The organism is Bacillus sp. MN7755 (assembly GCF_054771475.1).
This window is the reverse complement of record NZ_BTRL01000015.1, coordinates 150,788-177,384: the sequence shown is the minus strand read 5'-3', so window position 1 is coordinate 177,384 and position 26,597 is coordinate 150,788. Positions and strand designations below refer to the sequence as shown.

Here is a 26,597-nt window from a genome sequence, read left to right as displayed (position 1 = left end):
ATGAAAATTTATTATTGTGACGAATGGTCGGACATTAAAAAGAAGCCTTGGAATATTCTGGATGACCGTGATGCATACACATATCATCAAAAACATGAACCATATACGGCGGTATTAATTGAAGATGAAAACCTTAAGTATATTGTAAATGTTACAAATGAATGGGTTTCGGTGGGATTTTATGATGACTTGATTCGTAAGTATTTAAATTATGATTTTGAAGTTATGAGTGACAGTAAGATATTTTTAAGAACAGCTACGTATTGGGAATATGATGATGAAACTGATACAGAAGTAAGTAGCTTGATTTTGGGATTCCGAGAAAATGGCTATATAGCAATGGAAAAAAGGGATTTAAAGACCGGTTTAGTCGAGGAGCGTGAGATTAGCGATACACTTGAAAGAAACTGGGATGTATTTCCTGAATTTGGTCATTATATTTATTTGTGTAGAGAGGAAAGATAATGTTTTTAGGAGCACTCTATAGTGCCAAAGCTATTATAAGAAAGGTGTTATATATCACTAACACATAAGGCAAGCGAACTAAAGATAATTAAAGTATTGAATTAGAAAAAAGAAAAATGATATATTTGAAAATAGAGACTCCATGAAGGTAATACCATCATGGAGTACTGTGTGCAATGATAGAATAGAAAACGAAGTACGAGCTTAGGCGAGATGACATTTTACATGGCGATGAATATAAACACATGGAATGTACATTAAACTAACGAACTCGTACAAACTCGTAAATTTTAACGTAACACTTGTCGCGATATGTAAAAGGTGTCATACTTGTGCTACAAAACTTACAAAATTAATGCTACTTAAAAACATATGAACTTAAAGCACTTGATTGTCAATTATGGCAACAAGTGCTTTTTTGCATTTTAGCGTAGAAATAAGTTGGTAAACGTATAATTTTATAAGTGTATTAAGTGTTAAATTTTATAGATTGTAGTGGCTTTGTACAGTGTACGACATTACTAGAAAAAAATTATTGTAAAAATTAAGGGTTGTATTATGTTTTGAAGTCATCGTAAAGTACGTTTTAACGGATTTACGTTATGAACACGTTATCCGCAAAAAACAGGTAAACGTTACAGGGACTAAAATTACTGTAACGGGAGGGAATTTATAATGGGAGAGAAAGTAGTTGGTTACGTACGAGTTTCAACGGAAGGACAAGTACGTGATGGGTATAGTTTAGCGTATCAAGTAGAAGAGATTGAACGTTACTGTACCGAAAATAATTTAGAATTACTTCGTATGTATGAAGATAGAGGGTTAAGCGGAGCGACTGTTGATGAAGAGGGATTAACAGTTGAACGTGATGGACTACAAGAGCTATTGTCCGATATGGCGTATAAACAAGTAAGCTATGTTGTTGTTTTGAATACATCACGATTGTGGTGCTCTGATATGGCGAAAGTATTAATACAACGAGAACTAAAGAAACATAAAGTAGATGTGAAGGCAATTGAACAATCAAGCTATAGTATTTACACACATGATCCAAATGACTTTTTGGTGAATGGCATGTTAGAACTATTAGACCAATATCAACGACTTGAAATTGCATTGAAGTTAAGTAGAGGTAGAAAGAAGAAGGCTGAACGAGGTGGTTATGCAGGTGGTGGCGTACTTTTTGGCTACAAGGCCAAAAAAGGACAAAAGGTGTTAGAAGTAGATGCTAGGAAAGCAGTAGTTGTACGGAGACTATTTGAATTACGACACTTTTTTAAACATTGGTCGCTAACTCAATTGGCAGAAAGACTGAATAGGGATGGTTATCGTACAGAGAAAGGAAAGCTGTTTACGAAAGTACAAGTGAAACGCATGTTAGACCGAGAGAGCTTTTATCGAGGGATATATACATATGGACAAATACAAGCAAATGGGAAACATCCAGCAATTATTTTATAAACTCACTTAAAAAATTAGCTCATTTTACTATACATACTACTAGAGTTATGAAAAATGGATAGGCTTGCGTACCTATGCGCATCGGAAGATGAACGCTCGAACTAAGGTTGCCGACATTTTTATATATGACTAAATCATTGAATAGAGGGATGAGTTATGCATAATAGACAGAACTATTTGTATGTAGGAGTAGATTTACATAAGGAGCATCATACGGCTGTTATGATTAATTGTTGGCAAGAGAAACTAGGAGAAATACAATTTGAGAATAAACCATCTGCATTTTCGAAGTTCTTATTAGAAGTAGAGACATATGTGTGTGATGGGATAACTGTTGTATTTGGTTTAGAAGATGTTGGTGGTTATGGAAGAGCATTAGCGAAATATTTAGTAGACCATGAACGAGTTGTGAAAGAAGTAAATCCAGCTTTATCATTTTTAGAACGAAAAAGCCAAGTGATGATACAAAAAAATGATAGTTGGGATGCAGAATGTGTAGCACGCATATTGGTAAACAAATTTAATCAATTGCCAGATGCAAAGCCAAACGATTTATTTTGGTCGATACAACAACTAGTATCAAGAAGGAATGCATTAGTAAAAGCACAAAGTGCGTTAAAGAATCAACTACATATTCAATTAAACCATCATTATCCAAGCTATAAAAAGTTTTTCTCAGAGTTAGATGGGAAAACAGCATTAGCGTTTTGGCAGCAATATCCGTCACCCTCTTGTTTAGAGGGGGCGAATATAAAGCAATTAACAGCTTTTTTATTAGATGTTAGCAACAATACATGTTCAGTAAAGAAAGCAAGCGACATATTAAAACTTGTAAAAGAAGATGGACAAACAATGAAAGAGTATCAGGAAACGCGAGATTTTTTAGTAAGAAGTATTGTAAGGGGCATTGAGTTTAAAAAGAAGGAAATGAAATACATCGAAAGAGAATTAAAACAGCTAGTAAAACTACTAGATTATCAATTAGAGACGATGCCGGGAATAGAACTTGTGACGGCATCAGCATTAATAGCTGAAATTGGGGATGTAAGACGATTTCCAAATGCTAATAAATTAGCACGATTTGCGGGGATTACGCCGGTTTACTTTGGTTCTGGCGGAAAAGGTAAGACACATAAAAGCAAACAAGGAAACAGGGCGTTACACGCTTTATTTTATAATTTAGCTGTACAGCAAGTGCAAGTAGCGAAAAGAAGTAAGATGCCACGAAATCCAGTGTTTCATGCGTACTATCAGAAGAAACTAAAAGAAGGAAAAACAAAGGGACAAGCATTGGTATGTATTATGAGAAGGCTTGTAAACATTGTTTATGGCATGATGAAATATAAAACAGCTTATGAATTGCCGGTAGTGGAAGAAAAAGAAGTAGTTTAATAAGGTTTTACATGGTTTTCTTTTTTATTGTGAGAGTTTAAGATTACAACATAGGGTACGGGTAAGGTTACTAAGGATGTAGACAAAATTGATTATGGAGCTTATTTAAAAAAGAATATAGGAGATCCTCCAAAAGATATGTATGATCCGCATGCGCATCATATTGTATTTAAAAAGGGAAATGGAAAAGCCCAAAAAGAATTAGTTAAAGAGGGGCAAGAGATATTAAAGGAATATGATATTGATCCGATTTTAGGACTTGAAAATCTTGTTTGGGCTCCCAATAGGGTTAAAGGTCAGCATGGTATTGAAGCGCTTAGAAATGTTGTTGATAACCTGAAAAAAGTAAGAGATGCTGGTGGAGATAGAGATGATATATTAGAAATGCTTAATAAACTTGGAGATATTGCAAAAAGGAGGAAGTAATTAAGATGGATAGTAAGCAGGTTGCAAAAGAAATCAGGTCATCTATAAAAAATGGTAATGTTGAAGAGGTGGCTGAATTAATTGGTTCTAATAAAGAACTTTTAAATATGATGACACCTTTTGGGACATGGCTTCACGTTGCTGCTTCTAGAGGGAAGTTGGATATAGTAAAAAAACTAGTAGAACTTGGGTCAAATATAAATACGTTAGGTGGCGTATATGGTGGTGGAGCATTAAACGAAGCTGCTTCTGAAGGGCATATTGATATAGTAAGATATTTATTGTCATGTGGAGCTGATATGGACACAAGTGAGCCCGAAAGGAATCCATTGTTTGGTGCAATTAGTAATGAGCATGTTGATATTGCAAAACTGTTAATTGAGAGTGGGATAGATACAAAAGTTAAATATAGTGGTGAATCCATGAAAGATATAGATGCATTAACTTTTGCAAGGGAACAGGGTCAATTAGAAATTGTAAAGTTATTAGAGAACCAAAAAGAATTGACTACTACTATAACCGAAGTAAATGATAATAATCAAGATTATCATGATGAAATCTTAGAGCATGTAACTAAATACTTTGGAACTATCCAAAATACTATAATTGAGATTGTTCCTGGTAGTAAAGTTTCAGTCAATATCCATATAATTTCTCCGTCAATGAATAAAGATTTTGTAACTCTGGTAACTACAGGTATGAGTGATGTACCTATGGGTTATTCAAATGAAGAAAGCGAGTTTAAATATGCAGAATTGTTATTGAAATTGCCTTCGAGTTGGGTAGTTGGGAAAGAGAATATGGAGGACAAAAACTATTATTGGCCTCTTGAATGGTTAAGGAAAGTAGCTCATATTCCACATATTTATGATGGATGGCTTGCTGAAGGAGTTATTCTTCCCAATGGAGAACCCCCACAACCATTTGCATCGAATACAAAATTATCATGTATAATGGTATGTCGTCCCAAAGAATTCGGACTAGATAAAGTTCAAGTTGAACAAGGAGATATAAATATTTATACACTTGTTCCTATTTATGAAGAAGAAAGAAATCTGGCGTTAGAAAAGGGTTATGAGTACCTACTAAAAAAAATGAATGAGAAAGGTATCTCAGATGTTTTAGATATAAACAGGGTAAATGTTGGTTTATAGTAAGAATTATAGATATTATTTAACGTAATAATACTACGTTAGACAGGCCGATTATAGTCAGATAACACTATGATTGGTCTGTTTTTTTGTTCATTTAACTTAGTGCTTGCTTGTTTTACAAGAGAAGAAGAGTACTTTTTTGATTTTAGAACGAAAAGTGAAAAGAGAGTTATAATTTTATAAGTGCACTAAGGGTACGGGTAATAGAGAGGCTGAAGTTCCACCTGCTTTTAGACAAACTGATTTTGCTAGTTCGTATGAATCAAGGATTAATCAAACACCTGCACAGATTAATCCAAAGATTGAATTTGAAGGAATTAGGGGAGAATCTTTAAGTACGCTTAAACCGCCACCAGACCCTAAATTGAAAAGCATATTAGATGAGGCTGGTATAAAAGGTATTCAATATAAAAATGGAGTTCCTGATTTTTCACCAGTATCAAAAGCACAGGTAGAAATCAATCATATGGTAGGTGGCACTGGTGGAAATGGATCAGTAGCAAGACGTCTTAATTTCACTCAAGCAGATGAAAAATTGGCTGAGCAATTGAATAATTCTCCTGAATTAGCACGTAAGTTTGGGATGGAATCTGGTGAAATTACATGGAAGCAAATAGAGAAATATCGACGTGCACACAAGTTAACTTGGCATGAATTGAATGATGTAAAGACAGTGCAACTTGTACCGACAGAGATAAACAGTAAATTTGTACATCTTGGTGGAGTAGGTGAAATCAATGCAGGAGCGTTTATGCCAGATGGATTTGCTAGTAAACAATAAAGGAGAGATATATAATGAAAATAAATGATGCAGTTTTTGGCGAACTTGAGTTTAATAATTATGATTGGATTGGATATAAAAACATTGAGTTTTTTGGGAACGAAGTTAAGGTGGCATTAATAGTCAGGGGAGAAGATGATGGTCAGTTTGAGGAAGAACAATATATGGCATATAATTTTTTAATAGAAAGATGGCAACAATTACAACAAAGTATTTTGGAGCCTATATTAGATTATTATAAACAAAAAAGATATGAATTTGGTTACGATGTTGAATTTAACGAAAATTATCCTTTAATAGAAACAGCTACTCAAATTCTTGAAAAAATAACCTTAGTTGGAATTTTTGTTCCAGATAATGACCTTATCGACTTTCTTGATATCGGACTTACGTTTGACTGTACATGGGATATGGAAAATGGATTAGGCCTTTGTTTTGTGAAAGGTGAAGTAACTGAGGTAGGTTATCAGGACGTTGTACTTTAAACTTCGAAGTTTATTTTTATAGAGACAATAAAATTGTTTTTTTATTCATTCGGAATATATGGGCTGATAGAATTAAGGGATAGTTGAAGTGTACAAAAAAAGAAAAGGTCATTTTGAAATACGCACTTCATGATGGTTGTACCGTCATGGAGTACTGTGTGCAATGATAGAATAGAAAATAAAGTACGAGCTTAGGCGAGATGACATTTTAATGTGCGACGAATATAAAGACATGGAATGGACATAAAACTAACGAACTCGTACAAACTCGTAAGTTTTAACGTAGTAGTTGTCATGACGTATAAAAGGTGTCATACTGTTACTACAAAACTTACAAGATTAATGCTACTTAAAAACATATGAACTTAAAGCACTTGATTGTCAATTATGGCAACAAGTGCTTTTTGGCATTTTAGCGTAGAAATTTAAAAGAGCATTATAATTTTATAAGTGCATTAAGTGTTAAATTTTTATTGTTGTTTTATAGATTGTAATGGCTATCTACAGTGTACGACGATAGTAGAGGAAAAAATAAAGGGTTGTGTTATTTTTTGAAGTCATCGTAAAGTACGTTTTAACGGATTTACGTTATGAACACGTTATCCGCAAAAAAACGGGTAAACGTTACAGGGACTTTAATTGCTGTAACGGGAGGGAGTTTGATATGGGGGAGAAAGTTGTTGGTTATGTACGAGTTTCAACAGAAGGACAAGTGCGTGAAGGGTACAGCCTAACGTATCAAGTAGAAGAAATTGAACGGTACTGTAACGAGAATGAACTACAGCTGCTTCATATATACGAAGATAAAGGGATTAGCGGAGCGACGGTAGATGAAGATGGATTAACAATTGAACGTGAAGGCTTACAAGAATTATTGTCAGATTTGGCATATCAACAAGTGAGGCACGTGATTGTATTAAATACATCTCGGTTATGGCGCTCTGATATGGCAAAAGTATTAATACAACGAGAGCTAAAGAAACATGAGGTTGATGTGAAAGCGATTGAACAACCAAATTATAGTATATACACGTATGACCCAAATGACTTTTTAGTAAATGGCATGTTAGAACTACTAGATCAATATCAACGTCTTGAGATTGCATTAAAGCTAAGTCGAGGTAGAAAGAAGAAGGCTGAACGAGGTGGGTATGCAGGTGGTGGCGTACTGTTTGGTTACAAGGCCAAAAAAGGACAAAAGGTGTTAGAAGTAGAAGCTGGGAAAGCAGTAGTTGTACGTAGACTATTTGAATTGCGACACTTTTTTAGGCATTGGTCACTGACTCAATTGGCAGAACAATTGAATGTAGAAGGATACTGCACAGCGAAAGGTAAACAATTTACGAAAGTACAAGTGAAACGCATGTTAGATAGAGAGAATTTTTATCGTGGCATGTATAAATACGGGAAAATACAAACAAAAGGACAACATGCAGCAATTATATAACAGTCGTACTTAAAAAAATCGCTCATTTTACTATATGTACTTATGAAATTATGAAAATGGATAGGCTTGCGTACCTATGCGCATCGGAAGATGAACGCTCGAACTAAGGTTGCCGACATTTTTATATATGACTAAATAATTGAATAGAGGGATGAGTTATGCATCATAGGCAGAACTATTTGTATGTAGGAGTAGATTTACATAAAGAGCAGCATACGGCTGTTATTATTAATTGCTGGCAAGAGAAACTAGGAGAAATACAATTTGATAATAAACCATCTGCATTTTCGAAGTTTCTATTAGAAGTAGAGACATATGTGAGTGATGGTTTATCAGTTGTATTTGGTTTAGAAGATGTTGGTGGTTATGGAAGAGCATTAGCGAAATATTTAGTAGATCATGAACAAGTAGTGAAAGAAGTAAATCCAGCTTTATCATTTTTAGAACGAAAGAGCCAAGTGATGATACAAAAAAATGATAGTTGGGATGCGGAATGTGTGGCACGCATATTGGTAAACAAATTTGAGCAACTACCAGATGCAAAACCAAACGATTTATTTTGGTCGATACAACAATTGGTTTCAAGAAGAAATGCATTAGTAAAAGCACAAGCTGCTTTGAAAAACCAACTACATATTCAATTAAATCACCATTATCCAAGTTATAAAAAGTTTTTCTCAGAGGTAGATGGGAAAACAGCATTAGCGTTTTGGCAGCAGTATCCGTCAACCTCTTGTTTAGAGGGTGCGAATATAAAGCAATTAACAGCTTTTTTATTGGATGTTAGCAACAATACATGTTCAGTAAAGAAAGCAAGCGACATATTAAAAATTGTAAAAGAAGATGGACAAACAATGAAAGAGTATCAAGAAACAAGAGACTTTTTAGTAAGAAGTATTGTACGGGATATTGAGTTTAAAAAGAAGGAAATGAAATACATCGAAAGAGAATTAAAACGGTTAGTAAATCTACTAGATTATCAATTAGAGACGATGCCGGGAATAGAACTTGTGACGGCATCAGCATTAATTGCAGAAATTGGGGATGTAAGGCGATTTCCAAATGCCAACAAATTAGCACGATTCGCGGGGATTGCGCCTGTTTACTTTGGTTCTGGTGGGAAAGGTAAGACACATAAAAGCAAACAAGGAAACAGGGCGCTACACGCTTTATTTTATAATTTAGCTGTACAGCAAGTGCAAGTAGCAAAAGGAAGTAAGTTACCCAGAAACCCAGTGTTTCATGCATATTATCAAAAGAAACTTAAAGAGGGAAAAACAAAAGGACAAGCATTGGTATGTATTATGAGAAAGCTTGTAAACATTGTATATGGCATGATGAAATATAAAACAGCTTATGAATTGCCGATAGGGGAAGAAAAAGAAGTAGTTTAATAAGGTTTTACATGGTTTGCTTTTTTATTGTGAGAGTTTAAGATTACAACATAGGGTACGGGTAATACTCCTAAGATAACTGAAATAAAAGAGGGGGATCTTGGGAAACAAATTATTAAAGGGAAAAATGGAAGGAAAGAACTTGCGCCAAACGTACGTTATATTACTGAGGATGGTTATTAATATACAACAGATGAGCTTGGTAGAATAGTAGATGTTGAGGCAGAAGAATTAATACTTCAAAAAGGAAAACGAAATACAGGAATGCAGGTAGCAGCAGGACGAGAAAATAGGTTGCCTGATGATGACGGCGGACATTTAATTGCAACTATATTTAAAGGCTCTGGTAATATGGATAATTTAGTTCCAATGAATAGTAACTTAAACAGAGGAGAATGGAAAAAACTAGAGAATGAATGGGCTAATGCTCTTAATGATGGTGATAAAGTTAGGGTGAAAATAACGCCGAATTATAGCGGGAATTCAAAACGTCCAGACAGTTTTGTTATTAGATATAAAATTGGTGATGAAGATAGATGGAGATTGAGGAATTTTGATAATGTACCAGGAGGGAAATTAGATGAATGATGAAAAATTAAGCAAGTTATACAATGAAATAGCAGAGGTTGTAATTGATACAATTCCAGAGAATTGGTTTAAGGTTTACCTGTATGGTGAGGTTGGGGAAGGTGCTCAAGAGTCATATTTTTATTACTACCCTGAAGAGAATAGTACTCCTATTTACAGTCATAGTATTTTTGAACACTTTAATGTCCCAGAAGAAGAATATTTTAAGAAGTGGCATCGTTTGTTAGATTGTATCAAGAGAATGAAGAAAGAGTTTATTGATAATGATCAAGAAGCTTGGACAAATTTCACTATGATTTTTGATAATACAGGAAAGTTTAATATTGACTTTAATTATGATGACCTTTCGGATGAAAATTCGCACGAGAGAATGATTATTTGGGAATATGAACATCTTGGTCTTATGCCTAAAAGTAATTCAGGGAAAAAATACTTAGAAAAACATCTTAAAAATCTTGAAGATACAAAAAATTGAGTGCAATACCATATATGATAAAAGCTTGTAGTGGTTTAACGTAAACATGCATAAGCATATATGAGAAGTGGGTAGAAAAAGAAATGGCTATTTTGAAGAATAAACTCCATGATGGTTGTACCATTATGGAGTACAGTGTGCAATGATAGAATAGAAAACGAAGTACGAGCTTAGGCGAGATGACATTTTATTGGGTGCTGAATATAAACACATGGAATATATATTAAACTAACGAACTCGTACAAACTCGTAGGTTTTAACGTAGTAGTTGTCATGACATGTAAAAGGTGTCATATTGTTACTATAAAACTTACAAATTTAATGTTACTTAAAAAACATATGAACTTAAAGCACTTGATTGTCTATGAAAGGCAACAAGTGCTTTTTTGTGTTGTAACGTGAAAGTTTAAAAGAGAATAATAATTTTATAAGTGCATTAATTGTTAAATTTTTATAGATTGTAATGGCTATGTGCAGTGTATGACGATAGTAGAGGGATTGTATTATTTTTTGAAATCATCGTAAAGTACGTTTTAACGGGTGATGTAAGAATACATATAATAAGAGGTGGAGTTATGTCTACTACAACGGTAAATAACGCTATTCAACAAAAGGAGTCATCACAACAACAAGATGACGATGATCAAGAAGAAGGTACTGATGACGAAGGATAATGAAAAATAAAAAAGGATTTCTCATTAAAATTTAATATATACCTTGACAGTTACTAATATAACAGATATACTTCATATTAATTTCAAAAGAAAATATATTCTAAATATTAAAATGTGTTGAATAGGAGTAGTAAGGTCGTATATTTGTACAGAGAGCTATGGGTTGGTGTGACATAGTCAAATGACATCCTGAACTCGCCTAGGAGCAGTAAGGTGGAACGGAATCACATTCTTAGTAAATCTTAACGGTTAACCTTCGATATTAGGTTTGTAATCAAACGATTACTACTAAGGTGGATTCATAATGGAATCAATAAGGGTGGTACCGCGTTAAGTAAATGGCTTAGCGTCTCTTTATATAAAGAGATGCTGGGCCATTTTTTTATTTTATATAAAAAGAAATGGAGGGTTTATTTGGATAGGTTTATAAAATTTATTTATTTATATAAAAAGATTTAATTAGGAGGAAAATGAGATGAAACAGACGGAGCAATGGACTTCGAAATTAGGTTTTATAATGGCTGCAGCAGGATCAGCAATTGGACTTGGCGCGATATGGAAGTTTCCTTATATCGCTGGAAAGAGCGGGGGAGGAGCATTCTTTTTAATCTTTATATTATTTACTGTATTAATTGGACTACCACTACTTATAGCTGAATTTATGATTGGACGCAGTACACAAAAACAAGCAGTTGGAGCATTTAAAAGTATTGCACCAAATACAGGGTGGCACTGGATTGGACGCCTTGGCGTTGGAACGTGTTTTATATTACTTTCGTTTTATAGTGTTGTAGGTGGATGGGTATTAATTTATTTATTCAGAGGAGTAACTGGGCAACTTATTACTCCAGGACAGAATTACGGTACATTATTTACTGAAACAATTGGAAATCCCGCTTGGGCGATTATGGGGCATTTCGCTTTTATGTTCATTACGATTTGGGTTGTATCAAAAGGTGTACAAAACGGAATTGAAAAAGCAAGTAAATATATGTTGCCAGCATTGTTTGTTTTATTTGGTGCTCTTATTGTTCGATCACTAACACTTGATAATGCAATGGAAGGTGTGAAGTTTTTCTTACAACCAGATTTTTCAAAGATTACTTCAGAAAGTATTTTGTTCGCAATGGGTCAATCGTTCTTTGCGATTAGTATCGGGATTTCGATAATGGTCACGTATAGTTCCTATTTAAATAAAAAAGAAAGTTTACCAAAATCAGCAATAACAATTGTTGGATTGAATTTATTTGTTTCATTATTTGCAGGTCTTGCTATTTTTCCAGCTGTATTTTCATTAGGAATGGAGCCAACAGAAGGGCCTGGATTACTATTTATCGTATTACCATCTGTATTTAGTCAAATTCCATTCGGTGGGTTTTTCTTAACAGTATTCCTTGCACTATTTACATTTGCGACATTAACATCAGCATTTTCTTTATTAGAGACTGTTGTTTCAGCAGTAGCAAATGGTGAACAAGAAAGAAGAAGAAAATTATCATGGATGATCGGTTTCTGCATTTTCTTAGTAGGTATACCATCAGCGTTATCATTTGGAGTATGGAGTGATATTACGATTTTCGGAAAGAATATATTTGATGCAATAGACTTCTTATCTAGTAATATATTAATGCCACTTGGAGCACTATTTATTAGTATTTTCGTTTCATTCAAAATGGAAAAGAAGGTGCTAGAAGCAGAGTTTTTTGTAGGTGGAAATTATGGAAAGAAAGTGTTTACTTTCTGGGCATTTTTACTTCGATTTGTAGCACCGCTCGCAATAATTATTGTCTTTTTAAATGTAATAGGGGTTATTTAATATTGAATGTTATAATATTCAGTAAAAAAGAAGGTGATGATTATAAAGGCGCATTTGATAGAAACAGGGAAATACATGAATATTAGAGGGAAAAAGCTATACGTTGAAACGCATGGAAATCCTAAAAAGAATCCAGTCTTATACTTGCATGGTGGACCAGGAGAAAGTTGCTATGATTTTTCATTTCATCAAGCGGAACGTTTAAAAGATTCTCTATATGTAATTATGATTGATCAAAGAGGTGTTTGTCGCTCTGAAGAAATTACTGAGGACGAAGCTTTTGGATTAAAAGATTTGATTGAAGACTGTGAGGAACTAAAAAAAGTATTACAAATTGAGAAGTGGTCTGTAATTGGACATTCTTTCGGTGGATATTTAGCATTGTTATATGCGTCGATATATCCAAGTTCAATAGAGAAAATAATATTTGAAGGACCAACTTTCGATTTTGCATTAACAAGTAGAGCTTTGTTACAAAAGACAGGGGAGTTATTAAAAAAGTATGGAAAGGAAGAAGTAGCAGAAGAGTCCATAGCTTATTCATCTAGCAATGCTAGTTCAGAAGAGTTGCTTGATGCTTATATAAGATTAAGCGAAGAATTAGAAGAAAAAAGAATGGAGATTTACAATAATAAGGAAGATAGGACAGATGAGAGTTTATACAGTGATCAAGAGTGGGAAGTATTTTCAAAACGCTCCAAAATTCATTTTGATAGATTAAAATTAGAAGGAGCATGTCATACGTCATTATTATCTAAAATAAAAGATGTACAGAATCCAATGTTATTACTTGTAGGAAAATATGATGTAGTAACGTGTGAAAAACAAATTGAAACATTTAATAAAGATGCTCGAAACGGCAAGTATATCGCATTTGAAGAGAGCGGTCATTCACCTCATTATGAGGAAGCAGATAGATTCGCAGAAACAGTCATACATTTTTTGAAATGAAGAAAAGGGTGCTTCTATAAATAAGAAACACCCTTTCTAAATTTATGGATATGTGATTGTTATGTTAGGCCACTTACTTTGCCAATTCTTTTTAATAACTCTGTTTTTGTACATATGTATACGTTCTTTCGATTTAAGAAAATGAGCTGTTGGTCTTACTTGTAAGGAAAGAACATCTTCAATACCGCACGGAGTGGTTAATATAACTTTGTTTTTTTCGTTTAATGTAACCCCTAAAGCCGTTGCTGTTTCAGGAAATTTAGAAATAGCATCGATAGAAGAGGAATAGGGTGGCATGCTATTCACCACATGCATACGAGCTTGATTCTTTACTGACCAAGGTATAGAGGTATCCAAATTTATCAGTTTCTTTTCTAATGATTGTTCGTATACCTCATCTTTACGAAAAGGATCAAAATAAATGACATCAACGTCTGGTGTAGTCGTTCTTACTTCGTAGTTATGTAAAGTATCCCAAATTTTAGAACGAATAAATCCGGCACAAATCCACCAATCAGGTAGTTCTAATGATTTCGCTATTTGTAATACATTCATCATCCATGCATCGTTTTCTATTAAGCGAATTATATCTTGCTCTGTTTGTATATTCATTAATAAACTCACCTTTCTAGTAAATTAATGTATTAGTTCAATAATCCATAAAATCCAGTAAGCACCTGGTACAAATAGTAGTTGTGCTAATAATGTACCGAAAAGTCTAGAAAGCATTAGCCAACCGTACATTTTACTCATAGATTCAGCACCATGCTCTGATTGTAAAGCACGTTCTGTTAAAAGAGCGATGCGTGGATCGAGTAGTACCGTTAATAAAATTGTAGCAAAACCATTTACAAGACCAGAAGCTGTACTTGCGTTTGTTGCATAGTCTGGATTTAGAAAAGAAGCGTAAAGGGCAGCAAGAACACCTGCTGTATAAATAGCAGTAGCAAACATGTTAATAAGCATAATACGTTTTGGAATACCACCGATACGCAGTCTATGAATCATTTCTAACTTTGGAAACCGTACATATTTGTTTGTGTACTTTAATTTTTGAATGTTATTCGTCTTCATCATTCGAATGAATGAACCATCTGTTTCAAAGTTTTGAATGACGTATCCAAATAGTTTTGTCAAAGTTGGGTACAGTATAATCGCAAGCAATGTACCAACAGAAGCAGATAATAGAACGAGCCGTATAATATGCTCTAAATCAATAGAAGAATCTAATTTTGCTTCATCGACAATACCACCGATTAAAAAGGCTTGTAGTAAGTTAGATGTTCTTGAAATAAGCAGTACCATTCCTACGACGGATAAGGCAACGGCAATCTTTTTTAAACGTACACCAGCTAATCGAATACTATAAGAGCTAGTTTCAACAGCATGGATGACAATTGTGAAAGCCATTATAAAAATTAATGTAATTGACATTTGTTTCACCAGTTTCTATTAAAATAATTGTAACTTTTTTACTTTATCATATGTATCGTTTTTTGTAACTGAAAGTATGTGACATAGGAAAAGTAATTTTTCAGAAAAAAGATAATGATAGTATAATAGAAGGGGGAGTGGGGAAATATGTTATAGGTTACTTATAAAGTAAAATGAGTGGGGGAATGAAACATGTACACAACATTTCTATTTGATTTAGATGGAACATTAACGGATCCGAAAGAAGGGATTATAAATTCAGTATTGTATGCATTAAAAAAGGTTGGCATAGAAGAATTACATATAAGCGAGTTAGATTCATTTATTGGCCCTCCCATTCAGCAATCATTCATAGAGAGATATAATATGAGTGAAGGAGAGGTTGAACGAGCTGTTTTTTATTTCCGTGAATATTTAAAGCAGCGTGGTTTGTTTGAAAATAATGTATATGAAGGTATTCCGGATCTTTTACAACAATTAAAAAGTTCAGCTAATCGTTTATTTGTAGCAACTTCAAAGCCTACAGTATTTGCAAAGCAAGTACTAGAGCACTTTCAATTAACGGATTATTTTGAAGATATTGTTGGAAGTAATTTAGATAGTACAAGAATAAAAAAAGAAGAGATTATTGCTCATATTTTACACAAAAATGAAGAACTTAATAGAGAAGGGATTGTTATGATTGGAGATAGAAAGCATGATATAATCGGTGCGAATCATAATGAAATTGCTTCAATCGGCGTTTTATATGGTTATGGTAATAAAACAGAATTGACTGAAGTTGGTGCGACTCATATTGCGAATGATGTAAAAGAGCTACATCATTTTTGTATAGAGAATAGTTTAATAAAGCAGTAAATATAGAGAATACCAATCCCTTTATAACGTCTGACGATGAAATCGTTTTTTGTTTAAAGGGATTTTTTATATGTAATCGAATACTTATAATTAGACATTTTTAGCATGAAAAATTTGTATGAATAAGAGGAGGGGTGTCAGAATCAAAAGATTAGTAGTAGAAGTTTATCAATAGAAGTTTGAATTTTCAGTTTAATGGAGGGGTATAATTGGAGCTAGTTATTATATTATTAGCACTTAGTTTACTTATGTTTGTAGCATATAGAGGGTTTTCTGTTATTTTATTTGCACCGATATTTGCATTATTTGCGGTATTTTTGACAGAGCCTAGTTTTGTATTACCTTTCTTTTCTAATATCTTTATGGAGAAAATGGTAGGATTTATAAAGTTATATTTCCCTGTATTTTTACTAGGAGCAATATTTGGGAAAGTAGTAGAAATGTCAGGGATTGCGGACTCTATTGCAAAGACAATTATAGAGTTAGTTGGTGAAAAACGTACGATATTAGCGATTGTATTAATGGGAGCTATTTTAACGTATAGTGGTGTTAGTGTGTATGTAGTAGTGTTTGCTGTATATCCATTCGCAGCTAAGTTGTTTCGACAAGCGAATATTCCAAAGCGTTTAATCCCTGGGACAATCGTGCTAGGAGCAGTGACATTTACAATGGATGCGCTACCTGGATCACCACAAATTCAAAACGTAATACCTACAACATTTTTCAAAACGGACATTTATGCTGCGCCAATACTTGGAATTGTAGGAGCAATTTTTGTTCTTACATTAGGTTTACTATATTTAGAGAGTAGACGAAAGAAGGCCAAGGCAGCAGGTGAAGGATATTTTGGTTTCAACGATGGGAATACTGAAATGGCAGCATCTTTACAAGTAGAACAAAAAGATATGCCGTTACTTAAAAGTATTGAAATTACAAGAGTACAGCAAGTAATTGCTTTTATTCCACTTATTTTAGTAGGTGTAATGAATAAAGTTTTTACTATTATGATACCGAAGTGGTATCCGAATGGTTTTGATTTTTCTACAATTGGTATGAAAGCATTTGGAAAAGTAGAATTAAGCGCAGTAGTTGGAATCTGGTCAGTAGAATTGGCACTTATTATAGGTATAGTAACTACGTTATTATTATATTGGAAACGAGTAGTAACAGGATTTCAAGCTGGATTGAATACAAGTATTGGTGGAGCATTACTTGCAACGATGAATACAGGAGCTGAGTTTGGATTCGGTGGTGTCATCGCAGCACTTCCAGGCTTTGCGATTATGCGAGATGGCATCTCTGCCACATTCACAAACCCCCTCGTGAATGGAGCAGTCACGACGAATATTTTAGCTGGTATTACAGGCTCTGCATCAGGAGGAATGGGAATCGTTTTAAGTGCAATGGGAGATAAGTTTATTGCAGCGGCTAATCAATTTGATATTCCATTAGAAGTAATGCACCGTATCGTATCAATGGCATCAGGAGGAATGGATACATTACCACATAACGGGGCTATTATTACTATCCTTACAGTAACGGGATTAACTCATAAACAATCTTATAAAGATATCTTTGCCATCACAGTATTGAAAACGCTTGCTGTATTTTTGGTTATCGCATTCTATACTTTAACAGGAATTTATTAAAATTAGATAATAAATGAATGATAAGAAGGGGTGGAGTACTTGCAAGAAGTTGCTGAGTTTCGTATGCCGAAGTCTGTATTATATGGGAGAAATTCACTTGAAAAACTGGGGGAACAATCAAAGAAATTGGGGAAAAGAGCTTTCATAGTTTCTGATACAATTATGGAGAAATTAGGGTACATTGAAAAGTGTATAAAACAACTAAATGCAAAAGGTATTACTACTATTACATATAATAAAGTGAATGCAGAGCCTACAAATATACACGTGTTAGAAGCATTAACTGTATGTAAAGAAGGAAAATGTGATTTTATTATCGGTCTTGGTGGTGGAAGTTGTATTGATGCTGCGAAAGCAGTTGCGGTGTTATATACAAATGGTGGAGAAGTGGAAGATTATGTTCAAAAGGATTTAGAAATAGACAATGATCCGCTACCACTTATTGCAATTCCAACAACTTCTGGCACTGGATCAGAAGTAACAAGTGTAGCAGTAATAACGAATAAACGAACAGATGTAAAAATGATGATGAAGCATCCAAGTTTTACCCCGCAAGTAGCTATAATTGACCCGATTTTAACACGTTCGGTACCAGCTCATATAACAGCAGCAACAGGGATAGATGCATTATGTCATGCAGTCGAAGCATATATTTCTAAAGTTTCACAATCACTTACAGATGTACTCGCTCTTTCAGCAATTGAAAGTATTATGAAGTATTTACGTATTGCATATGAAGATGGAGAGAATATGGAGGCAAGAGAAGCGATGATGATTGCTTCCTTACAAGCTGGAATTGCATTTTCGAACGCATCTGTTACATTAGTTCATGGAATGTCAAGACCAGTAGGAGCATTATTTCATGTACCACATGGTATATCGAATGCAATACTATTACCTGCAGTTTTAGAATATACAAAAGGTAGTGCGGTAAAAAGATTAGCGGAAATTGGCCGCTGTTTAAATAAAGATTTGTATTCAGATTGTGATGAAGAAGTAGCTGACTACACGCTGAGGGAAATAAAAAAACTTTGTTTTGATCTTCGTATTCCAAATTTAAAAGAATATGGAATTGGTGAAGGTGAATTTGAAAAAGCTATTTCTAAAATGGCGTCAGATGCAATTGAAAGTGGTAGCCCAGGAAATAATCCACGAGTACCATCCTATGATGAAATCAAGCAGTTGTATCGAGAATGTTTTCATTATCGATATGAAGATTCTATAAAAACATCGAAGTGTTAATTTCAGAATATTCAACAAAAATTTCCGAGGAAATGAATTTAGAATTAATCTTCATTATTAACATCTTATTTAGGTTAAAACAAGACTTTATATGATAAACGTAAAGTCTTGTTTTATTGTGTATAATGTACATAATAAAATATCATTATTAGTTGTATAAAAATAGTTTAGGTAGGTGTTTGTATGAAAACGATAGGTCTTATTGGTGGGATGAGTTGGGAATCAACTTCTGAATATTACCGAGTCTTAAATGAAGAAATAAAAAGTAGATTAGGTGGGTTACATTCAGCTAAATGTTTAATTAATAGTGTGGATTTTGAAGAGATTGAACGATATCAGTCTAGTGGTGATTGGGATGGTGCAGGACAAATTCTAGGGAATGCAGCACATTCATTACAAAAGGGAGGAGCAGACTTTATAATTATTTGCACAAATACAATGCATAAAGTAGTTGGAAAAATAAAGGAGTATATTCATATTCCAATCGTACATATTGCTGATGCAACTGCAAAAGAAATTAAAAGAAAAGATATTCAAACAGTTGGTTTGCTTGGAACTAAATATACAATGGAGCAAGATTTCTATAAGTCACGTATTGAAGAGAATCATATAAAAGTAATGGTACCATCAGAAAAGGATAGAGATAAGATAAACGAAGTAATATATACGGAATTGTGTTTAGGAAAGATAATATCTCAATCTAGAGTATATTATAAAAGAGTTATAGATGAGCTAGTACAAGAAGGGGCACAAGGAATCATATTAGGTTGTACAGAAATAGGATTATTAATAAAGCAGGAAGACGTATCCATTCCGATATTCGACACAACTCATATACATGCAGTTGAAGCAGTTAATTTCGCCTTACAGAATAGAGTATAATTATATTATGTAACCTAGTGCGTATGTGTGGAAAACATTCAGAAAATACTTTATAATGTAAGTGGTTACATTTAAGGGGGAATGCGTATGTTTTCAGTTCAACCAATCGCATTTGTACATAATGAAAGAAGGGAAATAAAAGATGATGAGTGGGGAGAAGTAAGATCCTATATTACTTTAACTGAAATGTATACAGAGGAAAGTATACAAGGGATTGAAGATTTTTCTCATATTGAAGTAGTTTTTTATTTTCATAAAGTAACTGATGAACAAATTCAATATGTTGCTAGACACCCTAGAAATAATCATGATTATCCTAAAGTAGGCATTTTTGCACAGCGTGGGAAAAATCGTCCGAATCGCATAGGAGCAACAATTGTAAAGGTAATTAAAAGAGAAGGTAAATCAATTATTGTTGAGGGGTTAGATGCTATTGATGGCACCCCTATATTGGATATAAAGCCAATAATGAAAGAGTTTATGCCGAAAGAAGAAATTCTACAGCCTAAATGGGCAACGGATATAATGAGACAGTATTGGAAGGGGAACGGAGTAAAATGAGAATATATGAGGCAACAATTGCAGATTTAGATGGACTAGCATCAGTTTTTAATAACTATCGTATGTTTTATAGACAAGATTCTGATATAGAGGGAGCAAAAGTATTTTTACGAAATCGAATGGAGAGAAAAGAATCTGTTATTTTCGTGGCAGTTGAAGACGGTGAATATATTGGATTCACGCAATTATATCCATCATTTTCGTCTATTTCGATGAAAGAATTATGGATTTTAAATGATTTATTTGTACAAGCTGCTAAGCGCGGAGCAGGAACAGGAAAAAAATTATTAGAAGCTGCGAAAGAATTTGCCTTAGAAAATGGTGCAAAAGGTGTAAAATTACAAACAGAGATAGACAATCTATCAGCGCAGCGATTATACGCTGAAAATGGATATTTGAGAGATAATCGTTATTTCCATTATGAACTAACGTTTTAAAAAATCTTAGATGAAAAAGAGGCGCATTCATTTTGAAGGCGTCTCTTTTAAATTGCATTATAGTTGATTTAAAACCCAATTTGTTGCATCTTCAAAGTTTTCTGCAATGTAGTTTGGTTCAATATGAGCCCATTTGTCTCGGTATGTATGTAAAGCATCATATCCAGCGCCTGTTCGTACTAAAATCGTTGTTGCGTTTACTTTTGCTCCTGCAACGATATCAGTCCAGCGATCACCAACTACAGCACATTGTGTTAAATCAAGCCCATGTTTTTCCGCTGCTTTAAGAAGCATACCTGTACTTGGTTTCCGGCATTCACAACCATTACCATGTTTATGAGGACATACGTAAATATCATCAAAACCGAAGCCTTCTAATTCTTGTGAAAAATCGGCTATAGTCGCTATTCCATCCGCAATACCTGGTTGATTTGTGAAAGAGAAAATTTTTATATTTTGAGCTTTTAGTTTTTGCAAAGCTGCTTTTGTAAAGGGGAATAAAGTAAAAGATCCAGGGTAATGTATAGTAGTGTCACCGCCAATTGTACCGTCACGATCAATGAAAATTGCTTGAATGTTTGCCATAGTTATAGTCCTTTCCATTAAAAAGTAGTTTAAAAATATTTTACAAATCGATAGCCATTTACTTCATATCCCAATTTTTTATAAAAAGGATGAGCTTGTACTCGTTTTGTTCCACTAACTAGCCATGTGCCAATGCAATTATGCTTCTTTGCTAATTGCTCTGCATAATCCATTAATACTTGTCCAATGCCTTTTCGTCGTATTGTAGAATCAACGCTAATAATTGAAATTTCTCCATACCGAGTTACATCTTCTAAATTTTCACGTATACGAAACCCAAGTAATCCAAATGTAGTTTCTTCTTCTTCATAAACATATAAAAAATCAAAAGGACTCACTTTTACGAATTGCAATCGGTTGTTCATATCTTCATAGGAAATAGAGGATCCTTTTAATTCTTTCGTTAAAGAGCAAAGTGCATCTATATCGTCTATCGTCGCTTCACGAATTTGAAAAGACATATTATCCACTCCAATAAAATGTAATCAAATATTTATTATTCTGTTAAAAAATATTTTTTCCTGCTATGAAAATAAATATTTTATAATGATATATAGATAGTTATATGTTATTCTTTTCCTTGTTTGTATTGAAAATGGAAAGAAGGGGAATGTATGTTAGAAGTAAATATCCGCTCTGCTGGATATGAAATAGGTGAAAAAGCAATTCATGATATCGCTTTTTCTATTGAAAAAGGTGAATTAGTTGCTCTTATTGGCGCAAATGGTGCCGGGAAAAGTACGACGATTAAAACAATGCTCGGGTTGCTTGTAAATATGAATGGTGAAATATCATTTGGCGAGAAGAAGAATCCGTATGCATATGTGCCAGAACACCCGACATATTATGATTATTTGACGCTATGGGAACATATTGAATTATTAATGGCTGCTCGCGAGAACGAAGCCGAAAGCTGGGAATGGAAAGCTAAAGAGTTATTACATATGTTTCGAATGGATAAACATAAACATGAGTATTTATCAAAGTTTTCAAAAGGAATGAAACAAAAATCGATGCTCATATTAGCTTTTTTAACTGAGCCAGATTTTTATATCATTGACGAACCTTTTATTGGTTTAGATCCGGTAGCTACGAAAGAGTTTTTAAATTATTTATATAAAGAAAAAGAACGCGGGGCAGGAATTTTACTTTGTACGCACGTATTAGATACTGCTGAAAAAATTTGTGAGAGATTTTTACTCATTTCGCAAGGAACATTAGTCGCATATGGACATTTAGAATCTATCCAAACGTTAGCAGAAATGCCGGGTAGTTCATTATTAGACTGTTTTGATGTAATCGTAAGGCGTGAACAGCATGATTAAACAACAGTTTTATAAAAGATTGCGCCATGAACTAGGGCGGAAATGGAAATCCATACGTTCTATAACTGATTGGACAGTTGGGCTATATATTATTATTCCAGCACTTATATTTATAGGGATTTATTATCGTTCACTGTGGATGGAAGAACAATCGATGAGAGAGGCGGTTTATTTTGGATTAGGTCTACTGGCATTTTATGTGATTACATATGCAAGAGGAGTTCGTTCATTTTTTGAGCAAGCGGATAGTTTATTTTTAATTTCGTATCCAGCACACATGCAAAAGTTAATCCAGTATGGCATGACATATACGTTTATTCGGATAGCGATAACAAATGTAGTGGTAGTAGTTTCCATGTTACCAGTGTTGATAAAAAGTATTGGAGTGACGAAGGTACAAGTCGTATTATTTTGGCTATTCTTTACTGTATTTCGATTTATGTTGTCGTTGTTAACGAGATTTATTCATGTACGTGTGGGGAAACGATGGCTACTATGGATTATAAAAAATGTTATATTTTCTATAAGTCTATCCTTTTTTGGAGTGAGTCTGTTTCTTATTTATAAAAATTCATTTTATTCTATACTATGTATCGGTCTAGCAGTTTTTCTAATTATCGTATTGATAAAAGAAAAACTAAATTATAAAAATTCATTTTTTAAAGAGGTTGAGAAAGAGAAAGAAGAAAGTATGCGCTGGACGAGTGGGATTATGCAAGTTGGTGGTCATGCAGCTAAACCGAGTAGTTCGAATAAAAAACCGTGGATGTTTCCTCGTTCTAAAAAGTTTTTAGGGAAGAAAAAGGATTATCGTATTGTTGAATCCTTTTTGAAAGAATTCTTCCGTACAAGTAGTGCACGAATATTTTATATTCAAATTGTATGTATAAGCACAGTAAGTATTAGTATGAGTCCGAGGTGGATTGCGGCTATTATTCTCTTATTTGCCTTAGTTGCAATTTCTCGCTATGCACGTGATTATTGGAATGAATTTACGAAAAAAATGTTTCTTCATTTATATTGTGATGAAGGTAAATTACTATTGTTAAGATGGAAGGCAGATCGCTATTTATTACTTCCAGTAATACTTTTGTATGGAATAGTTATACTTTCTCATTTTTATTTATTACCAGCTGTAATTGCTGGGATTATTTTTATAGTATTGATTGGTTGGATTGTATTCTTACCATAGAAAAAGAGCCGGAAAATGGCTCTTTTTCTAGTCTGTAACACATTGATAAATAAAATATATTAAAACGAGTATACTTGCGGCGGAATACATGACATCTAAAGTCATCTGGTGGCCTCCTCATTGTTGTTGTATTTTTATTGTATGAAATCTTACAATTTCATATTCAAGTGAAAAATATGTGAACGTTAACAAAATTGTAAAGTGCAAAAATTACAATCATTTTGTATAATAGAAGAAACAACCGTTATATAAAATATAATGAGTGAAAGGGGAGGGAACATAAATGCCAAATTGGTTTAGAAAAACCTTAGTCGCATTAATTACCGTATTTACATTTGGTTTAGTGACGCCTCCTTCCATATTACTTGATAATGCCAAAGCTGCGGACAAGCCTACGAGCACAGCTGGGCAACCAAATTTGGAGAGCACGTCCTATACATATGAAGAAACGAATGACAGGTTAACCACTGATACTTTTATTACTTATGCGATGCAAGAAGCAGAAAAACAGTCTATGCAAAAGTTTGGTACTAAAATTGGTCCAGTAATTGAAGATGAGTTTAAAGATGTAGTATTACCAAAAATTGAAGAGGCAATTGCTGAACTTGCAAATGATGTACCAGAGGAGTCGTTACAATCATTAGCAATTTCTCAAAGACCGGCTGGTGGAAATAATGAAAAGATTTTTCACGTTTATGATACGAAATCAGGAAATGATTTACTTCGATTTCATGTAAGACGAGATCATCCACCGCAAGATGGTTACTATTTTAATTTCCACTATCATCGTTTTGATGATGGATACTCAGGACATCATGAATTAGGAAATATTTATTGGAATACGAATGTACCGCCAAAATGGCTTTCTTAAAAAGAACAAGAGAAAATCTTGTTCTTTTTTATTTTTATAGAAGGGTAAGACAACTATGTTGTTGAATAAGATAGGTTTAGAAAAAGAAGCAAAGGGTGTATGGGAATGCAAAAATATATTGTTTTTGACTTTGATGGCACATTAGTAGATTCACAAAATATATTTGTACCAATTTATAATCAACTTGCTGAAAAGCACGGATATAAAACGGTAAGGGAAGAAGAAATTGAGTATTTACGTAAATTAACGATGCCAGAGAGATGTAAACAGCTCGATGTACCACTGTATAAACTACCAATTTTAGCGCTGGAGTTTTATAAAATGTACCAACCGGCTATAAAAGACCTCGTTTTATTTCATGGGATGAAGGATGTATTAGATGAACTACATAAAAAAGGCTATGGAATTGCGGTCATATCCTCTAATTCAGAAGAGCATATTCGGGCATTTTTACACAATAATGATATAGAAAATATTCAAGAAGTATATTGCTCTAAAAACTTGTTCGGTAAAGATAAAATGATTAAAAGGTTTTTAAAATCGAAAAAGATAACAGAGAAAGATATGTTATATGTCGGTGATGAACAGCGAGACGTAGCAGCATGTAAAAAGGCTGGGGTGAATGTAATTTGGGTATCTTGGGGATATGATGTCATTGAAACGGTAAAAAAAGATGCGCCAGATTTTATGGTCAATACGCCGATGGAAATTGTCCAAGTAGTACAGGGGGCGTATTCTTAATATGAATACACTTCGAAAAGGTATTCATCATATTAAATTTTGGGTAGCAAATTAAGAGGAATCCATTTCTTTTTATGATATGCTTTTTCAATAATTTGATGGAGAAAGTGAAATATATTTTAAAGAAGTAGATGGGGAGATTGTAAAGACTTTAGGACCAAGACATATTTGTTACCAAGCTATTAAAAGAGAAGGTATTGATGAGGTAGCAGAGTTTCTTTCTAGTACGAAAGTGAACGTAATACGTGGTCCAATTGAAATGAATCATTATTCGGAAGGGTACTATACGATGGATTTTTATGATCCGAATGGGTTTATTATAGAAATAGCGTATAGACCAAATGTAGAAATATAAGGGGAATAAATATGAAGACAATTACAGCATGGCAAAACAATATACAAATAGTAAAAGATGCAGCGAATATTGAAGAAATTTCTAAAGGCTTTTCACCTGATAAAAAATATATAGTTACGACAATTGATGATGAAAAATATTTGTTACGGATTGGCGATATACAAGAGAATGAAAGAAGAAAAATAGAGTTTCAAATTTTAAATGAAATGGCAAAACGTAACGTACAGGCACAAAGGCCGATTGAAATAGGTATATTGGAAGAAGAAAGTGTATGCTATAGTATTTTTTCATATTTAGAAGGGGAAGATGCAAAGAAGCTATTGCCTACGTATTCACCAAAAGAACAATATGAAATTGGTATAGAGGCAGGAAAAGATTTAGCAAAAATGCATACATATGAAGCTCCTAATGATATACTTCCATGGTATGAAAGAGCAATGAAAAAACATCAAAAATATGTAGAGGCATATAAAACATGCGGAATAAAAATAAAAAATGATGATAAAATCATTAAGTTTATCGATGAAAATGAAATGTATTTACAAAACCGCCCGAATCGATTTCAACACGATGATTTTCATTTAGAAAATATAATTGTAGGGGATGGGAAATATGTAGGTATTGTTGATTTTAATGGTTATGATTGGGGCGACCCACTCCATGATTTCGTAAAAATTGCACTATTTGCAAGGGACATTAGTATCCCATATGCGATTGGACAAATTACTGGATATTATAACGGAATAATACCTGAGGAGTTCTGGAGATTATATGCGGTGTACGTTGGCATGACGGTTTTCTCTTCAGTTGTCTGGACATTACGAGCAGCACCGCATATGTTAGATGATACGTTAGAACGTCTTACTGTAGTTTTAGAGGATCATAAAGATTTTGAGCTATTAAAGCCCATTTGGTTTCAACCAGAAAAGATTAATATGAAATAGAAAGGTAGGTGT

The 26,597-nt window shown here is 33.7% G+C and carries 26 protein-coding genes, 4 pseudogenes and 1 other annotated feature; of the genes and pseudogenes, 26 read left to right on the top strand and 4 right to left on the bottom strand.

The features are described from left to right. From ACYVEC_RS17560 to ACYVEC_RS17495, 14 genes and pseudogenes are all read left to right on the top strand, one after another. Positions 1 to 465: a hypothetical protein gene (locus ACYVEC_RS17560; RefSeq protein WP_275718885.1), complete on the top strand. Its 465-nt coding sequence runs from the start codon at positions 1 to 3 to the stop codon at positions 463 to 465. Positions 466 to 1,140: 675 nt separating this feature from the next. Further along, positions 1,141 to 1,926 (top strand): recombinase family protein, encoded by a 786-nt coding sequence (locus tag ACYVEC_RS17555; RefSeq protein ID WP_275718878.1) that lies wholly within the window; start codon positions 1,141 to 1,143, stop codon positions 1,924 to 1,926. A gap of 156 nt (positions 1,927 to 2,082) precedes the next feature. Beyond that, the gene (locus ACYVEC_RS17550; protein ID WP_460507489.1) at positions 2,083 to 3,318 is read left to right on the top strand and encodes an IS110 family RNA-guided transposase; all 1,236 of its coding nucleotides are present in this window, start codon (positions 2,083 to 2,085) and stop codon (positions 3,316 to 3,318) included. 138 nt (positions 3,319 to 3,456) lie between these two features. After that, the gene (locus ACYVEC_RS17545; protein ID WP_063223286.1) at positions 3,457 to 3,744 is read left to right on the top strand and encodes an AHH domain-containing protein; all 288 of its coding nucleotides are present in this window, start codon (positions 3,457 to 3,459) and stop codon (positions 3,742 to 3,744) included. A gap of 5 nt (positions 3,745 to 3,749) precedes the next feature. Next, positions 3,750 to 4,898, top strand: a complete 1,149-nt coding sequence (locus tag ACYVEC_RS17540) for a suppressor of fused domain protein (RefSeq protein WP_199677611.1) — start codon at positions 3,750 to 3,752, stop codon at positions 4,896 to 4,898. A 187-nt stretch (positions 4,899 to 5,085) separates the two neighbouring features. Then, a pseudogene (locus ACYVEC_RS17535) lies at positions 5,086 to 5,679 on the top strand (HNH endonuclease); the annotation flags it as partial. A 14-nt stretch (positions 5,680 to 5,693) separates the two neighbouring features. Continuing rightward, on the top strand, positions 5,694 to 6,164 hold the full coding sequence (locus ACYVEC_RS17530) for a DUF6985 domain-containing protein (RefSeq protein WP_460507486.1): 471 nt from the start codon (positions 5,694 to 5,696) through the stop codon (positions 6,162 to 6,164). A 664-nt stretch (positions 6,165 to 6,828) separates the two neighbouring features. After that, positions 6,829 to 7,611: a recombinase family protein gene (locus ACYVEC_RS17525; RefSeq protein ID WP_460507483.1), complete on the top strand. Its 783-nt coding sequence runs from the start codon at positions 6,829 to 6,831 to the stop codon at positions 7,609 to 7,611. Between the two features lie 158 nt (positions 7,612 to 7,769). Beyond that, complete coding sequence (locus tag ACYVEC_RS17520; RefSeq protein WP_460507480.1) at positions 7,770 to 9,005, top strand: IS110 family RNA-guided transposase; 1,236 nt, start codon at positions 7,770 to 7,772, stop codon at positions 9,003 to 9,005. A 75-nt stretch (positions 9,006 to 9,080) separates the two neighbouring features. Then, positions 9,081 to 9,593, top strand: a pseudogene (locus tag ACYVEC_RS17515) (DNA/RNA non-specific endonuclease). Continuing rightward, the gene (locus ACYVEC_RS17510; RefSeq protein WP_000997352.1) at positions 9,586 to 10,068 is read left to right on the top strand and encodes an antitoxin YezG family protein; all 483 of its coding nucleotides are present in this window, start codon (positions 9,586 to 9,588) and stop codon (positions 10,066 to 10,068) included. The pseudogene ACYVEC_RS17515 and the gene ACYVEC_RS17510 overlap by 8 nt, the downstream one beginning before the upstream one ends. A 533-nt stretch (positions 10,069 to 10,601) precedes the next feature. Beyond that, a pseudogene (locus tag ACYVEC_RS17505) lies at positions 10,602 to 10,742 on the top strand (PepSY domain-containing protein); the annotation flags it as partial. A gap of 108 nt (positions 10,743 to 10,850) precedes the next feature. Next, positions 10,851 to 11,099: a binding site (T-box leader), on the top strand. Positions 11,100 to 11,217: 118 nt separating this feature from the next. Next, a complete protein-coding gene (locus ACYVEC_RS17500; protein ID WP_063223288.1) occupies positions 11,218 to 12,558 on the top strand; it encodes a sodium-dependent transporter in 1,341 nt (446 codons plus the stop codon). A 36-nt stretch (positions 12,559 to 12,594) separates the two neighbouring features. Next, positions 12,595 to 13,509: an alpha/beta fold hydrolase gene (locus ACYVEC_RS17495; RefSeq protein WP_080468526.1), complete on the top strand. Its 915-nt coding sequence runs from the start codon at positions 12,595 to 12,597 to the stop codon at positions 13,507 to 13,509. A gap of 42 nt (positions 13,510 to 13,551) precedes the next feature. Here the strand turns inward: ACYVEC_RS17495 and ACYVEC_RS17490 are convergent, their stop codons facing one another. Continuing rightward, complete coding sequence (locus ACYVEC_RS17490; RefSeq protein ID WP_275718881.1) at positions 13,552 to 14,121, bottom strand: nucleotidyltransferase family protein; 570 nt, start codon at positions 14,119 to 14,121, stop codon at positions 13,552 to 13,554. Positions 14,122 to 14,145: 24 nt separating this feature from the next. Further along, positions 14,146 to 14,943, bottom strand: a complete 798-nt coding sequence (locus ACYVEC_RS17485) for a lipid II flippase Amj family protein (RefSeq protein WP_275718882.1) — start codon at positions 14,941 to 14,943, stop codon at positions 14,146 to 14,148. A gap of 192 nt (positions 14,944 to 15,135) precedes the next feature. Here ACYVEC_RS17485 and ACYVEC_RS17480 point away from each other — a divergent pair, with 192 nt between their 5' ends. The 6 genes from ACYVEC_RS17480 to ACYVEC_RS17455 all read left to right on the top strand — a co-directional run bounded on the left by ACYVEC_RS17480 (position 15,136) and on the right by ACYVEC_RS17455 (position 20,572). Next, positions 15,136 to 15,801 (top strand): HAD family hydrolase, encoded by a 666-nt coding sequence (locus ACYVEC_RS17480; RefSeq protein WP_275718883.1) that lies wholly within the window; start codon positions 15,136 to 15,138, stop codon positions 15,799 to 15,801. A gap of 209 nt (positions 15,802 to 16,010) precedes the next feature. After that, complete coding sequence (locus ACYVEC_RS17475; protein WP_063223293.1) at positions 16,011 to 17,450, top strand: GntP family permease; 1,440 nt, start codon at positions 16,011 to 16,013, stop codon at positions 17,448 to 17,450. A gap of 39 nt (positions 17,451 to 17,489) precedes the next feature. Beyond that, positions 17,490 to 18,692, top strand: coding sequence for an alcohol dehydrogenase EutG (eutG, locus tag ACYVEC_RS17470; RefSeq protein WP_063223294.1), 1,203 nt, complete (start codon positions 17,490 to 17,492; stop codon positions 18,690 to 18,692). A gap of 183 nt (positions 18,693 to 18,875) precedes the next feature. Next, a complete protein-coding gene (locus ACYVEC_RS17465; protein WP_275718884.1) occupies positions 18,876 to 19,574 on the top strand; it encodes an aspartate/glutamate racemase family protein in 699 nt (232 codons plus the stop codon). An 87-nt stretch (positions 19,575 to 19,661) separates the two neighbouring features. Continuing rightward, positions 19,662 to 20,135, top strand: coding sequence for an SAM-dependent methyltransferase (locus tag ACYVEC_RS17460; RefSeq protein WP_063223296.1), 474 nt, complete (start codon positions 19,662 to 19,664; stop codon positions 20,133 to 20,135). Further along, positions 20,132 to 20,572: a GNAT family N-acetyltransferase gene (locus tag ACYVEC_RS17455; RefSeq protein WP_001223856.1), complete on the top strand. Its 441-nt coding sequence runs from the start codon at positions 20,132 to 20,134 to the stop codon at positions 20,570 to 20,572. Before ACYVEC_RS17460 ends, ACYVEC_RS17455 begins: the two co-directional genes overlap by 4 nt. Positions 20,573 to 20,629: 57 nt before the next feature. Here the strand turns inward: ACYVEC_RS17455 and ACYVEC_RS17450 are convergent, their stop codons facing one another. Together ACYVEC_RS17450 and ACYVEC_RS17445 are read right to left on the bottom strand one after the other, a co-directional pair. Then, positions 20,630 to 21,157 (bottom strand): HAD-IIIA family hydrolase, encoded by a 528-nt coding sequence (locus tag ACYVEC_RS17450; protein ID WP_063223297.1) that lies wholly within the window; start codon positions 21,155 to 21,157, stop codon positions 20,630 to 20,632. Between the two features lie 29 nt (positions 21,158 to 21,186). After that, positions 21,187 to 21,618: a GNAT family N-acetyltransferase gene (locus ACYVEC_RS17445; RefSeq protein ID WP_098556199.1), complete on the bottom strand. Its 432-nt coding sequence runs from the start codon at positions 21,616 to 21,618 to the stop codon at positions 21,187 to 21,189. Between the two features lie 153 nt (positions 21,619 to 21,771). Here ACYVEC_RS17445 and ACYVEC_RS17440 point away from each other — a divergent pair, with 153 nt between their 5' ends. The 6 genes and pseudogenes from ACYVEC_RS17440 (at position 21,772) to ACYVEC_RS17415 (ending at position 26,585) form a co-directional block, all read left to right on the top strand. Further along, positions 21,772 to 22,482: an ABC transporter ATP-binding protein gene (locus ACYVEC_RS17440; RefSeq protein ID WP_098556197.1), complete on the top strand. Its 711-nt coding sequence runs from the start codon at positions 21,772 to 21,774 to the stop codon at positions 22,480 to 22,482. Continuing rightward, positions 22,475 to 23,674: an ABC transporter permease gene (locus ACYVEC_RS17435; RefSeq protein ID WP_063223300.1), complete on the top strand. Its 1,200-nt coding sequence runs from the start codon at positions 22,475 to 22,477 to the stop codon at positions 23,672 to 23,674. The genes ACYVEC_RS17440 and ACYVEC_RS17435 overlap by 8 nt, the downstream gene beginning before the upstream one ends. A gap of 283 nt (positions 23,675 to 23,957) precedes the next feature. Next, positions 23,958 to 24,545, top strand: coding sequence for a YpjP family protein (locus ACYVEC_RS17430; protein WP_063223301.1), 588 nt, complete (start codon positions 23,958 to 23,960; stop codon positions 24,543 to 24,545). A 105-nt stretch (positions 24,546 to 24,650) separates the two neighbouring features. Continuing rightward, entirely contained in the window at positions 24,651 to 25,286 is a 636-nt protein-coding gene (locus tag ACYVEC_RS17425; RefSeq protein ID WP_063223302.1) for an HAD family hydrolase, read from the top strand. Between the two features lie 79 nt (positions 25,287 to 25,365). Continuing rightward, positions 25,366 to 25,641 (top strand): annotated as a pseudogene (locus ACYVEC_RS17420) (VOC family protein). Positions 25,642 to 25,652: 11 nt separating this feature from the next. After that, positions 25,653 to 26,585 carry an aminoglycoside phosphotransferase family protein gene (locus tag ACYVEC_RS17415; RefSeq protein WP_275719538.1) on the top strand — a complete coding sequence of 311 codons (933 nt, stop codon included), beginning with the start codon at positions 25,653 to 25,655 and terminating at the stop codon, positions 26,583 to 26,585. Positions 26,586 to 26,597 lie beyond the last annotated feature (12 nt).

Excerpts from the sequence above, each read along its gene's own strand:
- ACYVEC_RS17480 (WP_275718883.1), top strand. The coding sequence starts at position 15,136 with ATGTACACAACATTTCTATTTGATTTAGATGGAACATTAACGGATCCG.
- ACYVEC_RS17455 (WP_001223856.1), top strand. The coding sequence starts at position 20,132 with ATGAGAATATATGAGGCAACAATTGCAGATTTAGATGGACTAGCATCA.
- ACYVEC_RS17425 (WP_063223302.1), top strand. The coding sequence starts at position 24,651 with ATGCAAAAATATATTGTTTTTGACTTTGATGGCACATTAGTAGATTCA.
- ACYVEC_RS17450 (WP_063223297.1), bottom strand. The coding sequence starts at position 21,157 with ATGGCAAACATTCAAGCAATTTTCATTGATCGTGACGGTACAATTGGC.
- ACYVEC_RS17560 (WP_275718885.1), top strand. The coding sequence starts at position 1 with ATGAAAATTTATTATTGTGACGAATGGTCGGACATTAAAAAGAAGCCT.
- ACYVEC_RS17460 (WP_063223296.1), top strand. The coding sequence starts at position 19,662 with ATGTTTTCAGTTCAACCAATCGCATTTGTACATAATGAAAGAAGGGAA.
- ACYVEC_RS17550 (WP_460507489.1), top strand. The coding sequence starts at position 2,083 with ATGCATAATAGACAGAACTATTTGTATGTAGGAGTAGATTTACATAAG.
- ACYVEC_RS17510 (WP_000997352.1), top strand. The coding sequence starts at position 9,586 with ATGAATGATGAAAAATTAAGCAAGTTATACAATGAAATAGCAGAGGTT.
- ACYVEC_RS17465 (WP_275718884.1), top strand. The coding sequence starts at position 18,876 with ATGAAAACGATAGGTCTTATTGGTGGGATGAGTTGGGAATCAACTTCT.
- ACYVEC_RS17440 (WP_098556197.1), top strand. The coding sequence starts at position 21,772 with ATGTTAGAAGTAAATATCCGCTCTGCTGGATATGAAATAGGTGAAAAA.
- ACYVEC_RS17520 (WP_460507480.1), top strand. The coding sequence starts at position 7,770 with ATGCATCATAGGCAGAACTATTTGTATGTAGGAGTAGATTTACATAAA.
- ACYVEC_RS17540 (WP_199677611.1), top strand. The coding sequence starts at position 3,750 with ATGGATAGTAAGCAGGTTGCAAAAGAAATCAGGTCATCTATAAAAAAT.
- ACYVEC_RS17545 (WP_063223286.1), top strand. The coding sequence starts at position 3,457 with ATGTATGATCCGCATGCGCATCATATTGTATTTAAAAAGGGAAATGGA.
- ACYVEC_RS17485 (WP_275718882.1), bottom strand. The coding sequence starts at position 14,943 with ATGTCAATTACATTAATTTTTATAATGGCTTTCACAATTGTCATCCAT.
- ACYVEC_RS17555 (WP_275718878.1), top strand. The coding sequence starts at position 1,141 with ATGGGAGAGAAAGTAGTTGGTTACGTACGAGTTTCAACGGAAGGACAA.
- ACYVEC_RS17500 (WP_063223288.1), top strand. The coding sequence starts at position 11,218 with ATGAAACAGACGGAGCAATGGACTTCGAAATTAGGTTTTATAATGGCT.
- ACYVEC_RS17435 (WP_063223300.1), top strand. The coding sequence starts at position 22,475 with ATGATTAAACAACAGTTTTATAAAAGATTGCGCCATGAACTAGGGCGG.
- ACYVEC_RS17490 (WP_275718881.1), bottom strand. The coding sequence starts at position 14,121 with ATGAATATACAAACAGAGCAAGATATAATTCGCTTAATAGAAAACGAT.
- ACYVEC_RS17445 (WP_098556199.1), bottom strand. The coding sequence starts at position 21,618 with ATGTCTTTTCAAATTCGTGAAGCGACGATAGACGATATAGATGCACTT.
- ACYVEC_RS17415 (WP_275719538.1), top strand. The coding sequence starts at position 25,653 with ATGAAGACAATTACAGCATGGCAAAACAATATACAAATAGTAAAAGAT.
- ACYVEC_RS17430 (WP_063223301.1), top strand. The coding sequence starts at position 23,958 with ATGCCAAATTGGTTTAGAAAAACCTTAGTCGCATTAATTACCGTATTT.
- ACYVEC_RS17495 (WP_080468526.1), top strand. The coding sequence starts at position 12,595 with ATGATTATAAAGGCGCATTTGATAGAAACAGGGAAATACATGAATATT.
- ACYVEC_RS17525 (WP_460507483.1), top strand. The coding sequence starts at position 6,829 with ATGGGGGAGAAAGTTGTTGGTTATGTACGAGTTTCAACAGAAGGACAA.
- ACYVEC_RS17530 (WP_460507486.1), top strand. The coding sequence starts at position 5,694 with ATGAAAATAAATGATGCAGTTTTTGGCGAACTTGAGTTTAATAATTAT.